Origin of the sequence: Muricoprocola aceti, assembly GCF_025567005.1 — a bacterium.
In the GTDB taxonomy this organism is placed as follows: Bacteria; Bacillota; Clostridia; order Lachnospirales; family Lachnospiraceae; genus Marvinbryantia; species Marvinbryantia aceti.
The window spans coordinates 45,250-57,890 of record NZ_JAOQKE010000015.1 but is presented as its reverse complement, the minus strand read 5'-3'; the positions used below and the strand labels follow the sequence as shown (position 1 = coordinate 57,890).

The window sequence follows — 12,641 nt, the reverse complement described above, 5'->3', positions numbered from 1 at the left end:
TTATGTTACCGAAGGAGAAGACATACCATGAGCAGTTATATTACGACCTACACCAGAAAACATTTGGATCCGGTGCACCCGGATCCGGAAGGAATCATTATAGAGGATATTGCACATGCGTTATCCCTGTTGTGCCGTGGAAACGGGCATGTGACGACGTTCTGGTCTGTGGGGCAGCATTGTATCTGTTGTGCAAAAGAGGCGGCAGGGCGGGGACTTTCCAATCGAATCGTACTGGCATGTCTCCTGCACGATGCCAGTGAATGTTATATGTCTGATGTACCACGCCCTTTTAAGCAGACCATGCAGGAATACATCCGGCAGGAAGAATATCTGCTGAGTGTGATCTACACCAAATTCCTCGGTACGGATCTGACAGTAGAAGAACAGCGGCAGGTAAAAGAGATCGATGATGATCTGTTATGGTACGATCTGGTTAACCTGCTGGATATGACACCGGATAGAGAGAAACCGGAAATGCATATAAAAGTGGAATGTAAAGTACAGCCATTTGAAGAGGTGGAACAGGAGTATCTGGATATTTTTGAAAAGTACAGCCGGGACGTTGGTTAAAAATAACCACTTGTTATTCAAGTCTTGATTTGTTATTACTTATCAGTAATGAACAAACGGTTGCGTAAATTGGGGTATTGTTATTCAGGAAAAGAACGTATTGGGCAGGCTACAAGGGAAAGAGTATTAGAGTTTATTGAGAAGCATGACTACCGTCCGAATGCGATGGCAAAGGGACTGGCGCAGGAAGTAGCTGCACATCCAGGCGTGATTCTGTTGCACATTTCCAATGAGTATGGCGGAGAATGCTACTGTCCGCTGTGCCAGGATGCATTTCGCAAATGGCTGAAGGGAAAATATCAGACTATCGAGAACCTGAATGACCGTTGGTGTACCACCTTCTGGAGCCATACTTATAATAACTTTGACCAGATTGAGGCACCGTCTAAGATCGGTGAGACACAGCTTCATGCACTGAATCTGGACTGGAGAAGATTTGTGACGCACCAGACTGCTGAAAGAAAAGCGTCTGGACGATTTACAGAGAGCAACAGAAGATAAGATATACTGTAAGCAGTTGTTAAAAGAATATGGAATAGAATAAACTATGAGAACCAGTCAGATATGCGTAAGTAATATTTGGCTGGTTCTTTGGTATAATTTACTGCGTTATCTTGCGAAAGCACAGATCTTCATGGTATGATAGGGAAAGATTGTCGAAAAAGCAAAAGATTGGAGAAAACGATGAGTAACGAGAATAAGAAATGCAAGGTACATTATATTGGAACTTTTAATGATGGAACAAAGTTTGATTCTTCCTATGATCGTGGCGAGCCATTGGAGTTTGTCTGTGGTGCAGGCATGATGATCAAAGGGTTTGACGAAGCAGTTAAGGATATGGAAGCAGGTCAGATCGTGGATGTACATCTGATGCCGGAAGAAGCCTATGGCATGCCAAATCCGGAGAATGTATTTACGCTGGAGATCAGTCAGCTTCCGGGATCAGAAGGACTCTCTGTAGGAGAAAGAGTGTATTTATCCAATGCAGCAGGACAGCCATTCCCGGTCAGCGTAGCAGCAAAAGATGAGACAACCATTACCTTTGATGCAAATCATGAGATGGCAGGAAAGGAACTGAATTTCAAGATCGAACTTGTGGAAGTTGGGGAGTAAGAACATGAAGTACCTGATTATTGGTGCAGGGGGAACCGGTGGTGTGGTGGGTTATTACATGACAAAAGCCGGAAAGGATGTGACACTGATTGCCAGAGGAGCACATCTGAAGCAGATGCAGACAAAAGGATTGATTTTAGAAAAAATGTGGGATCAGTCCACCGAGACGATCACGGTAAAAACGTCAGATATGGGGCATTATACAGAACAGCCGGATGTGATTCTGGTTTGTGTAAAGGGATATTCTCTGGCAGATACGATTCCATTTATTCAGAAAGTGGCAAAGAAGGATACCGTGGTGATCCCGATTTTGAACATCTATGGAACCGGTGCAAAAATGCAGAAGGAACTGTCAGAATTTCTGGTGACAGATGGCTGCATCTATGTATCTGCCAATATCAAAGAGCCAGGAGTATTGCTCCAGCATGGCAAGATTCTGAAAGTGGTCTTTGGAGTGCGGGAAAAAGAGGAATATCGTCCGGTATTAAAGGAGATTGAGAAAGATCTCTGCGATAGCAGCATTTATGGAGTTCTTTCTGAAAATATTCGTCGTGATGCGCTGGAGAAGTTTTCTTATGTATCACCGATTGGGGCAGCAGGACTGTATTATCATGCAACAGCCGGAGACTTCCAAAAAGAAGGCGAACAGCGTGAGACATTCAAGGCAATGATTCGTGAGATCGCAGCACTGGCAGATGCTATGGGAGTGCCGTTTGAAAAAGATATGGTGGATGTGAATCTGCGCATTCTGGCGAATCTGGCACCGGAAGCCACTACATCCATGCAGAGGGACGTCTATGCCGGAAAGAGTTCTGAGATCGACGGTCTGGTATATGAAGTAGTCCGGATGGGACAGAAATATGGAGTAGCGGTTCCTGTTTATGAAAAAGTAGCAGAAAAGCTGGGAGGCATAAAGTAAATGTCATTAGAGAAAGCAAAAGCATATCTGGCAGAAAAAGGTTATGCAGATCATGTGATCGAACTGGAAGATTCCAGTGCAACTGTCCAGCTGGCGGCACAGGCGCTGGGCGTAGAACCAGGCATGATTGCCAAGACCATGTCATTTCTGATTGGAGAGGAAGCCATACTGATTCTCACAGAAGGCACGGCAAGAGTAGATAACCGGAAATATAAAGATACCTTTCATATGAAAGCAAAAATGATTCCATTTGAGGAAGTGGAAAAATGGATCGGACATGCACCCGGCGGTGTCTGCCCGTTTGGAATTAAAGAAGGTGTCAAGGTGTATCTGGATGAAAGTCTGAAGCAGTTCGATACGGTGTATCCGGCGGCAGGGAATGATCACAGCGCAGTGAAACTGACCATAGCAGAACTGGAAGAAGTGGCAGGAGCAGTTGGCTGGGTGGATGTGTGTAAAGAACCGGCATAGTAATAGAAGATAATTTTTTCAGGGAAAAAAGTAATTCTGGTGGAAAAAGCTGCTACAAAGCGCAGCGGTTCAGCCGGAACAGGATCATTACAGCAATGGAATTGCTCATTATATTGAGTGCAGGGAAGGGTATGACCGACTGCTGGAAAGAGTTAAAGCGTCTGGGCGTGAAGATCTATGACCGTACCGAGGCAACAGCTCTTCTGATTACTGTGGAGAATGGGAAAAAACGTGGCATCGGTGCGATCGGTATGAATGTGCATACCTGGAAACTTCTGGTGTTTCGTGCAAAAGCAACCATGCTGACCATGTCCCGACCAGCCAGAGTGTGGCTGTTTAATCCAGATCTGGTGGGTTTATGTGAGAATCCACATGATCTGATGCGTACCCATGAAGTGCTGGATATTCTGGATGTGGCAGAGATGATTCTGCATGCATGTCTGATGAGAAAGTCCAGTTCGAAGCAGCTTTGCTTTACAAGAAGCGATTATACGGAGATGGATCCGCAGAAGGATCGCTGTTTTATCACCCTTCGAAAGGAAAGAGATCAGGTGGTAGAAGGCGAAGTGCCACTGGATTATTTCGGAGCTCTGCGGCTGAATATGTCTTATCTGTGGAATAACCGATATACTAGCATGCAAAACATCTGCACAGCAATTGGCAATGCATTTTCGTCAAAGTCAAAATCTGGATTATGTCCAGGTGCAGCTGTATGAGTCAGTGTATAGAAAAACAGACTTTTTCCACCGTGTGCCTGTACCGCTTCTGAGAGATAGGAGAAGTCTTCACTAAAAGAAGCAGTTGGATCTGGAGTACGCATAGTAAGCTTCAGAGAAGCAGCAGTATCCAGCAAAAGTTGTATCATATCAGAGTCATTCATGACAGATGGAGCGGATCCAACGGTCTCGATCTGGCTGGTGCAGGAGTGCATGGCAGCAGCAGCCTGAAGAATTTGTGTGGCATATGCCTCCATGTAATGGTTGACTTCTGTACTGCAGCCCCGTACTTCCAGTTCCAGCTCTGCATGGTCGCAAATGACATTTCGGCCGGAACCGGCATGGGCGGTTCCTACATTGATCTGGGATGGACCGTCCGAATGTCTTGGAATCGCATGGAGATTTAGAATGGCAGAGGCCATGGCCAGCATGGCATTGTGGCCTTTTTCCGGGAGAGCCGCATGAGAAGAAAGACCGGAAAAAGTAACATTTAATTTGGTAGTAGCCAGAGTAGGACCAACCGATACACCGATCTGCTCACCGGGCGTACTGTATGGGAAAATGTGACTTCCAATCAGATAATCCACATCGTTCAGATGTCCATGTTCTGCAACAGAGCGGGCACCGCGAACCCCTTCTTCTGCAGGCTGGAAAATCAGTCTGACAGTTCCAGAGAACATCTCTTTCCTTTCAGACAGAATCCGTGCAACGGTCAGACCAACAGCGGTATGTCCATCATGTCCGCAGGCATGCATAAATCCCAAATTTTGAGAAGAAAAACCTTCTTTGTATGGAAGGTGATCAGCACTTTCGTCTTCCTTAATAGGCAGGGCATCAATATCGAAACGCAAGGCGATCACAGGACCGGCACCAAGATGCAGCGTTCCGATGACTCCGGTGAAGCCGCCACGGGCTGACGCAGCATATTCTGGTATGGCACCCTGAGACAGGGCACGCTGGTAGTGAGATTCCAGCACCTCTTCAGATGGAAGACCCATGCGGGCGTCGGTGGCGCACACATCCGGACCGGTCAGCACCTGATAACCAAGATCCGTCAGATATTTTGCAATGATGGAAGTGGTGCGCACTTCGCACCAGCCCGGTTCCGGGAAATGATGAAAGTCCCTGCGCAGCCGGATCAGATCCGGAGTCAGGGATGAGATATCAGTATTTAACATTTCAAGAAAATCAGATTCAGAAAACATAATGAGTAGTATCCTTTCGGTTTCGTGAACAGTTACGAACATATTATAACATAGCTGTCCAAATCTGGAAGAAAGGACAGGAAAGAATCTAAAATATTTTCGAAAAGTGTCTTGAAAAGGATATCCCAGATTGTTATAATATGTGATGTATTGCAAAATGGGGGAGGTTTCGGATTTTATTACGAAACAAAACAAGCTTAGCAGGAGGAAAATAATGAAAAAGGGGAAATTGTGGACCGCATTGCTGCTTACGGCAGCCATGTGTGTAAACCCTGGCTGGACACAGCTTCCAGACAATGCCTCTTATGATAAAGTGAGTGCAGAAGAGGGAGATTCGGATACCGAAGGAGATACTGGAAGTGAAGAAGCCATTGATCCTACGGTACAGACAAATGATATCCCTGGGTGGCCGCAGGGGGACGTAGTAGAATGCGATGCGGCGATTTGCTTTGATGCCAATACGGGAACAGTTCTGTATGGCAAGAACATTGACAAACAGGAATATCCGGCCAGTATCACCAAGATCATGACGGTGTTGCTTGCGCTGGAAAACGGAAATCTGGATGATACGGTTACTTTTTCAGAAAATGCGGTGTACAGTATTGAATACGGAAGTGCACATCTGGGACTGACAGAGGGAGAAGAACTGACACTGGAGCAGTGCCTGTACGGTATCATGCTGGCATCGGCCAATGAGATCTCCAATGCGGTGGCAGAGCATATTGGTGGAAGTGTAGAGAATTTTGCCAATATGATGAATGAAAAAGCAGCGCAGCTGGGATGCGTCAATACACATTTCGTGAACCCAAACGGACTGCATGATGAGAATCATTATACTTGTGCCTATGATATGGCATTGATCACCCAGGAGGCCATGAAGTACGATAAGTTCCGGGAGATCATCCATACACAGGAGTACAGTTATCCAGAGACGAATCTGGTGAAGGAAAAAAGGTATTTTGCCAATCATCACGGTATGCTGATGGATGAAAGCAGAGCCTATGATGGATTTATCGGAGGCAAGACCGGATATACGGATGAAGCATGGAATACCCTGGTATCTACAGCAGAACGAAATGGCATGCTCCTGATCAGTGTGGTATTGCATGCACCGGGGCAGGAAAGCGAATACGGAGACACGAAGACTGTGCTGGATTACGGATTTGACAACTTTCAGGAAGTACAGGTCAATAATCTGGACCAGAGTATAACGAATACAGAGCTTATCGGAATTGATGATCCAACGGAACTAGAGAAAATCAAACAGGCTGATTTGTCACAGCCTCCATTTACGGTAGGAGAAACGGCAACGCTTACCATACCGAACGGAGTGGAAGTGTCGGCACTTACCAGAAAGATGGATTTTACGACTGGAAAGCTGACATATTATTATGGGGATCAGGCTCTGGGAAGTGCTTCTTTTACCTATACAGGGGAATGGGAAGAAGAGACAGAGGCACCAACCGAGACGGAAACAGAAACCGAGACAGAAACGGAAGCAGGTGGACTGACCAGAATGATTCAAAATGGAGCATTTGCGAATAATAAAGTACTGACTGCAATTGCAGGAGGGTATGATAAGGTAGATCTTTTCATTAAGACACATACCGTATTTGCTGTTATAATAGGGGCAATCCTGTTGATTATTTTTATACCGCTTTTACTGGTATCGATCAGCAGAAATAAGAAATACAAAAAAATGATCGAGCTGCGTACACAGGAGATGGCGCTGCGCAGGCAACTGGAAGCAGAGATTGAAGAAAAATCTGCAGCACAGGTGGAAGCGGAACTCCGGGCACATGAACTGGAAATTCAGCTGGAAGAAGAGCGGAAGAAAAACCGCGAAAAAGAAGCTGAGCAGACAGAACAAAAGCCGGAGACAGAAGAACAGACATCAGGGGAAGCTTAAATACGAAATCGTAAAAAGGAGCAGGCAGCCGTAAGGGGAAAAAAGCATACGGCTGTGGAAATAAGGGAGGAATAATTAATATGAACTGGGTATCACCAATTAAGGATGACGAAACACTGGAACGCTTCAAACAGGCACTTCGCAAGGTAGATGATAAATACTATATTTTGTTCGAGATCGGTGTGGGAACCGGACTTCAGCTTCAGGAGATCCTGAAATTCAAAAATAAGGATATTCGTGGAAAGGATGAGATCGAAGCCTGCATTGGAACCAAGAATATTAAACGAACATTCAAGATTAATAAAGATCTGAAAAAAATTATTTTAGACTACACAGAAGGCAAGGATCCGGAAGCATATCTGATCGTTGGACATGCAAGCTCTGCATCTTCCTTATCCAGAGAACAGGCGTATCGTGTATTTAAGAATGTGGGAAAAGAACTGGGACTGAATTCAATCGGTGCACAGACCATGAGAAAAACATTTGCATGGAGATATTATAAGAGTACCAATGATATCTATTATCTGCAGAATCTGTTAAATCATGCTTCACCTTCTATTACTTACCGTTACATTGGAGAAAAGCCAAATGTAGAGGTAGTATTAAAGAAGATGACTCCGGAAGAAAATGAAAGAAGCCGTTATCTCCTCTATAAAGACGGAAACGGAAAGAAACGAATGGATAACATCATCGAATTGTTCCAGCACCTGAAATCAGAACTGGATAATCCGACAAACAATGATGCATTTTACGGTAAGGTTGACTGCCTTCTGGAAGAAGTAGAAGAACTGATTAAGAATTATAATAAGACCAACTAAGAAAAACGGCACCATGAATGGAATCATTCATGGTGCCGTTTTAAACGTCTTCGTTCCTGGAGAATCAGTTTACGTTCCAGCAGATCTCCAGCCCGGTCTACATCAATTTGTTTGATGGTTTTTACACAGAAAAAGCCATCTGAATTCTCACACTTTTTCAGTCGGATTTTCCCTTTCAGATAGCCGTGTTCTTCACAATAGGCCAGACAGCTGAAGTTTTTACCGCCGCTGGCAAACCAGCGGATCTTTTTTTTCGCATTTTTGCCACAGAGATAACATTTGGTGGAAGTGACTTTTCGGTCCTTCATCAGGTCTTTTTTAGAAGAAAACTCTTTTGAGACAAACTTGGAATATCCATCGAAAATGATATAAATTTCCTCACGTCTGTTTTTCGGACTGCGAAAATAATCGATAGAATAAAAATGATGAAGCTGTTTGTCAGGAAGAAGTTTCATGACTTCTGCAGTGTAGAATGCATCGGAGAGAGCAGCATGAAAGGTCTGAGATTTTGGAATCTGAAGTTCGTCCACAGCCGTCTCCAGTGATTTGCGGCTCTTCCCGTCATCAAAACAGATGCTGTATAACTTCTGAATGTCCAGATATTTTAATGGGAAAGGGAAAAAGTTCTCCACGTTATGATAGCGCATATTGCGCTGAAACTCCAGCAGATCCAGGGAACCCCAGATACAGTAGGTGGCATCTTCTGTACACCACTGACGGAATCGTTCACATACAGCCGGAAAAGGATCGGCTTTTTTTAATTTATCTGCGGAAAGGTGAATGATAGACTGGGTCATGGAATGCAGGCGTTTATAAACAGAAGGCTGAACCAGTTCGTGGAAACGGCTGACTTCCTGCATTTCACTGTTCAGTTTTACTGCGCCGATCTCCAGAATCTCAAAAGGAAGTGCCGGATTCTCTTTTGCTTTTCCATCTGGACATTGATTCCATTCCAGATCAAATACAATATAATTCATAATAGTCTCCTGTTGATGTTGCATGGTGTGTATGATGCCAGCGGATTGTTGCGTGCTATGCACTTTGGAACCCTGGCATCATCATGATACCAGAGGATTGTTTTTCCGTCAACTTGCATAGCAAAGGAGAGATTCTTTCGGCAAGTTGCTCATGGGTTTCAGAAAAAAAGATGACGAAAGGCAGAAGTCACAAGAGAATCAAAAAAAGTTTGGGCAATAGTGTCATGGCGCGAAACAGGAAAAGCAGTTATACTGGTTTCATGTTAAGAAGAGCGCAGACGACGCATAAAATGGGAGGAAGATTAAAATGGCAAGTTTATCCTTAGAGCATATTTATAAAAGATACCCAAATGGTTTTGAAGCAGTAAAAGACTTTAACCTTGAGATTGAAGATAAAGAATTCATCATTTTCGTAGGTCCTTCAGGTTGTGGTAAATCTACGACACTTCGTATGATTGCAGGTCTGGAAGAGATTTCCGAAGGTACACTGAAGATTGGTGACAAAGTTATGAACGATGTAGAGCCAAAGGACAGAGATATCGCAATGGTATTCCAGAACTACGCTCTGTATCCACATATGACTGTATATGATAATATGGCATTTGGTCTGAAACTGAGAAAAGTTCCAAAGGATCAGATCGATAAAATGGTAAAAGAAGCTGCCAAGATTCTTGACCTGGACAAGCTGCTTGACCGTAAACCAAAGGCTCTTTCCGGTGGACAGAGACAGCGAGTTGCTATGGGACGTGCTATCGTACGTGATCCTAAGGTATTCCTGATGGATGAACCACTGTCAAACCTGGATGCAAAACTTCGTGTTCAGATGCGTATTGAGATCTCCAAGTTGCATCAGAGACTGGGTGCTACGATCATCTACGTAACACATGACCAGACAGAGGCTATGACACTGGGTACCAGAATCGTTGTTATGAAAGACGGTGTTGTTCAGCAGGTAGATTCTCCACAGAATCTGTACAATAATCCAGGCAACCTGTTCGTAGCAGGATTCATCGGATCACCACAGATGAACTTCATGGATGCCGTAGTAGAAGCAGCTGGAAAGAATGTTACATTAAAAGTTGGTCAGCACAGCATCAAACTGCCAGAAGCAAAATCAAAAGCTCTTATAGATGGCGGTTATGTTGGAAAGACTGTTGTTATGGGTATTCGTCCTGAAGATGTACATGACAGTGCAGAATTTATTGCTGCATCACCAGATACTGTAGTAGAATCTACGATCAGAGTATACGAACTGCTGGGTGCAGAAGTATTCCTGTATTTCGATGTAGAGAACTTCCCTATGACAGCCCGTGTAAATCCTACCACAACAGCAAGAACAGGTGATACTGTGAAGTTTGCACTGGATGCAGAGAAGATCCATGTATTCGACAAAGAGACAGAACTTACTATCACAAACTAAAAATTAAGAATCAGATAAAAGGAGAGGCGATGAGTCTCTCCTTTTTTATGTAGTGTGTCCAGCGAAGCTGGACCACACTTGCCGGTGTAAGTCCGGTCACGGTAATCGCCAGTGAGCCGTGTAGCTAAACTCGGTGCGTTGTAGTAATACAGGGTGCTAAGCGAGTGGATAAAGTAACCTCAATAAGAGGAGCGAGCAATCATACAGACCGTAACATAAAGTGAATTCTGCCGTATCGTTAAAAAGGTCTCTGGCAAGAGAACAAGGGGAAGCTGAACTCTGGGCATATGGGTGAAAGCCATGGAACGTGTGAAGATACTGGAAAGCAGCACGGAGGAATCCCTCGGTATAGAGGAAGCGGTATGTATGAAAAGTGTGGTTCGGAACTGGAGAGACCCTACCCATCACCGAAAGGTAAAAAGAAAGCGTATAAGCTTGGCGAAGTCGTATTTTCTGATGGGAGGGAGTCGGAGAGGAACATAGTACCGATAATGACTGTGCAAGATAACGCAGTTTATGGGAAGGTTCCTTACTTCATTCATGTTTGTAGAGAGGGTAAGAGTGAGAGAATGTCATGCAGACTAATAACTCCAAAGAAAAAGTTCGACAACTTCAAAACAAACTTCTAAGGGTGTGATCAAGGCTAAGAAAGCTGGTACCGCAACTATTACAGTAAAATCCGGAAGTAAGACAGTAAAAGTCAAAGTAAAAGTTACAAAATAAAGCCTGCAAATAAAAAGTCAAGGCTAAATTGAAAGAACATTGAAAATTTTATACAGGTTGAAAATTGGGTATCAAAATAAGACCACCACACCAGTGCTGGTCTGAAAATATTAGTGGATAATTAAGATTCTGGAAGAGATGAAAGATATTCTTTCACTCGTCCGTAGTAGATTCTTAGAAACTTGTTAGCACCTGCAGTCATATAGACATAGTAAGGCTTGCCTTGAGCACGTTTCTTATCTAAGAACTGATAAACAGGATCATCTTGAGGATGCGTTTTAATCAGGACATCCATTACCTGAAATAAAGTCTTTCTAAGATCAGCGGAACCTCGTTTTGAGGTAGGAACACTTTTTTGTTCATAGGTTCCGGATTCATTAACACCAGGATCTACACCGGCAAATGCAGTAATAGCACTTTTGTGAGTGAAACGGGAAACATCTCCGATCTCAGCCATCAACTGAGGACCAAGTGAAGTTCCAACCCCTTTCATAGCCATAACGACAGGATATTCCGGGAGTTTGGATGCAGTTTCATTCATGAGAGTGCGTAGTGATTCAACAGTTGTAGAGGCACTATTAAGCTGGTCTACAGCCTGCTTGATAATAAGCTTTGTAATGGCATCCTTTGGAAGTACAGGAACAAGTTCCTTTGCTTTTCCATAGATTTCTTCAGCTTTTGACTGACTGAAGTTGTACTTCTTGCGTTTGCACCAGTTTTGATAATGGTCGATAAAGGCATTCAGGGACATTTTACGGACACAGTCCACATGCCAGTATGTAGATGCAAAATCAACCCATTTCTGGCTGCCGTCACTGCGTGCAGGACTGTCAAAGTAAGTATTAACACCAGGATAGGTTTGGTCAAGGATGCCGATAAGATTATTTTTCATAGCCGTCTTGTGTTTCATGTAAAAGCCGAACTGACGGTTCATGGTTCTGAGCTGATTGCGTAATTCATCCATAACATTATACTGTTTAAGATTTTGCCATTTGTCAAGAGCATATCAGGCAATCTTAAAAGCATCCGCTTTATCAGATTTCACTTTACGAAGAGAATCATTATCAAAGTCTTTGATAAGTTTTGGGTTAATGGCACTGACGAAAAGATTTGCCTCTGAAAGCTGATGAGCGAGGACTTCATAATAACGTCCTGTGTGCTCCATCACGATTCGGGACTCACCTTCAACAGAATTGATTAGTTCTACAAGTGAACGGATGTCACTGGCCGTGTGTTTGATTTCAAAAGGTGTGGAAACAATTTCACCGAATGGTCGCATGATAGCAACCATACTTTTACCTTTTGAAACATCGATACCTACTGCGTTCATAAATTGTCACTCCTTAAGATTATTGCAATGGATAAATACCAGTTTTACTCATTGCCTATTCAATCTACTGTGGTGTGACGCGAATGTACCTATGGCGATTCAACCTGCATAAAACGAACGCTGCGAATGAGGAGCTGGTTATCAGTCTTAATTGCGGACGCGATGTCCAAGAAAAGGGACGATATACTAATTGCTCCATCATTATACAGCTTAAGCAACAAGATGGATAATTCCTTACTGGCTGTAAGGGATATTAACCATAAATATATTGTAGTAGAAAAGGATATCCATTTTCCCAGCCTATCTTCAGACAGAAATGCCTTGCAAAGACTAGGATTCCCTAAAAATGTATTTTATTGACTAACACGCAAAGTGAGGCGTAAAATCGTAGAAAACGGGGGATAACAGACAGCAAAAGACAGACAGGAGGTTGGGATATGCAGAACTTATCAGCACAGGCTTCAGGC

10 protein-coding genes and 3 pseudogenes are annotated in these 12,641 nt (G+C 43.7%); 10 read left to right on the top strand and 3 right to left on the bottom strand.

Annotation, left to right across the window (positions count from 1 at the left end; translation table 11 throughout):
- Positions 1–27 precede the first annotated feature (27 nt).
- The 6 genes and pseudogenes from OCV47_RS11275 to OCV47_RS11250 all read left to right on the top strand — a co-directional run bounded on the left by OCV47_RS11275 (position 28) and on the right by OCV47_RS11250 (position 3,792).
- On the top strand, positions 28–573 hold the full coding sequence (locus tag OCV47_RS11275; RefSeq protein ID WP_117449479.1) for a hypothetical protein: 546 nt from the start codon (positions 28–30) through the stop codon (positions 571–573).
- Positions 574–732: 159 nt separating this feature from the next.
- Positions 733–1,032: pseudogene (locus OCV47_RS11270) on the top strand (beta-galactosidase); the annotation flags it as partial.
- A gap of 237 nt (positions 1,033–1,269) precedes the next feature.
- A pseudogene (locus OCV47_RS11265) lies at positions 1,270–1,686 on the top strand (FKBP-type peptidyl-prolyl cis-trans isomerase); the annotation flags it as partial.
- Between the two features lie 4 nt (positions 1,687–1,690).
- Positions 1,691–2,605 carry a ketopantoate reductase family protein gene (locus OCV47_RS11260; protein ID WP_262655154.1) on the top strand — a complete coding sequence of 305 codons (915 nt, stop codon included), beginning with the start codon at positions 1,691–1,693 and terminating at the stop codon, positions 2,603–2,605.
- On the top strand, positions 2,606–3,076 hold the full coding sequence (locus tag OCV47_RS11255) for a YbaK/EbsC family protein (RefSeq protein WP_262655153.1): 471 nt from the start codon (positions 2,606–2,608) through the stop codon (positions 3,074–3,076).
- A gap of 95 nt (positions 3,077–3,171) precedes the next feature.
- Positions 3,172–3,792 (top strand): hypothetical protein, encoded by a 621-nt coding sequence (locus OCV47_RS11250; RefSeq protein ID WP_262655152.1) that lies wholly within the window; start codon positions 3,172–3,174, stop codon positions 3,790–3,792.
- Here the strand turns inward: OCV47_RS11250 and OCV47_RS11245 are convergent.
- Positions 3,684–4,997, bottom strand: a complete 1,314-nt coding sequence (locus tag OCV47_RS11245) for an amidohydrolase (RefSeq protein ID WP_262655151.1) — start codon at positions 4,995–4,997, stop codon at positions 3,684–3,686. The genes OCV47_RS11250 and OCV47_RS11245 overlap by 109 nt on opposite strands.
- A 214-nt stretch (positions 4,998–5,211) precedes the next feature.
- On the opposite strand from OCV47_RS11245, the gene OCV47_RS11240 reads away from it, so the two are divergent.
- The gene (locus OCV47_RS11240) at positions 5,212–6,906 is read left to right on the top strand and encodes a serine hydrolase (RefSeq protein WP_262655150.1); all 1,695 of its coding nucleotides are present in this window, start codon (positions 5,212–5,214) and stop codon (positions 6,904–6,906) included.
- 80 nt (positions 6,907–6,986) lie between these two features.
- Entirely contained in the window at positions 6,987–7,724 is a 738-nt protein-coding gene (locus OCV47_RS11235; protein WP_256298248.1) for a tyrosine-type recombinase/integrase, read from the top strand.
- Positions 7,725–7,747: 23 nt separating this feature from the next.
- On the opposite strand, the gene OCV47_RS11230 is transcribed toward OCV47_RS11235, so the two are convergent.
- Positions 7,748–8,701 (bottom strand): 3'-5' exonuclease, encoded by a 954-nt coding sequence (locus OCV47_RS11230; RefSeq protein ID WP_262655149.1) that lies wholly within the window; start codon positions 8,699–8,701, stop codon positions 7,748–7,750.
- Between the two features lie 307 nt (positions 8,702–9,008).
- On the opposite strand from OCV47_RS11230, the gene OCV47_RS11225 reads away from it, so the two are divergent.
- Together OCV47_RS11225 and OCV47_RS11220 are read left to right on the top strand one after the other, a co-directional pair.
- Positions 9,009–10,121 carry an ABC transporter ATP-binding protein gene (locus OCV47_RS11225; protein ID WP_117449472.1) on the top strand — a complete coding sequence of 371 codons (1,113 nt, stop codon included), beginning with the start codon at positions 9,009–9,011 and terminating at the stop codon, positions 10,119–10,121.
- Positions 10,122–10,483: 362 nt separating this feature from the next.
- Complete coding sequence (locus OCV47_RS11220) at positions 10,484–10,750, top strand: hypothetical protein (RefSeq protein WP_262655148.1); 267 nt, start codon at positions 10,484–10,486, stop codon at positions 10,748–10,750.
- Between the two features lie 215 nt (positions 10,751–10,965).
- On the opposite strand, the pseudogene OCV47_RS11215 reads toward OCV47_RS11220, so the two are convergent.
- Positions 10,966–12,174, bottom strand: a pseudogene (locus OCV47_RS11215) (IS110 family RNA-guided transposase).
- Positions 12,175–12,641: the final 467 nt, after the last annotated feature.

Coding starts and splice junctions, on each gene's coding strand:
- OCV47_RS11275 (WP_117449479.1), top strand. CDS start 28: ATGAGCAGTTATATTACGACCTACACCAGAAAACATTTGGATCCGGTG.
- OCV47_RS11260 (WP_262655154.1), top strand. CDS start 1,691: ATGAAGTACCTGATTATTGGTGCAGGGGGAACCGGTGGTGTGGTGGGT.
- OCV47_RS11255 (WP_262655153.1), top strand. CDS start 2,606: ATGTCATTAGAGAAAGCAAAAGCATATCTGGCAGAAAAAGGTTATGCA.
- OCV47_RS11250 (WP_262655152.1), top strand. CDS start 3,172: ATGGAATTGCTCATTATATTGAGTGCAGGGAAGGGTATGACCGACTGC.
- OCV47_RS11245 (WP_262655151.1), bottom strand. CDS start 4,997: ATGTTTTCTGAATCTGATTTTCTTGAAATGTTAAATACTGATATCTCA.
- OCV47_RS11240 (WP_262655150.1), top strand. CDS start 5,212: ATGAAAAAGGGGAAATTGTGGACCGCATTGCTGCTTACGGCAGCCATG.
- OCV47_RS11235 (WP_256298248.1), top strand. CDS start 6,987: ATGAACTGGGTATCACCAATTAAGGATGACGAAACACTGGAACGCTTC.
- OCV47_RS11230 (WP_262655149.1), bottom strand. CDS start 8,701: ATGAATTATATTGTATTTGATCTGGAATGGAATCAATGTCCAGATGGA.
- OCV47_RS11225 (WP_117449472.1), top strand. CDS start 9,009: ATGGCAAGTTTATCCTTAGAGCATATTTATAAAAGATACCCAAATGGT.
- OCV47_RS11220 (WP_262655148.1), top strand. CDS start 10,484: ATGTATGAAAAGTGTGGTTCGGAACTGGAGAGACCCTACCCATCACCG.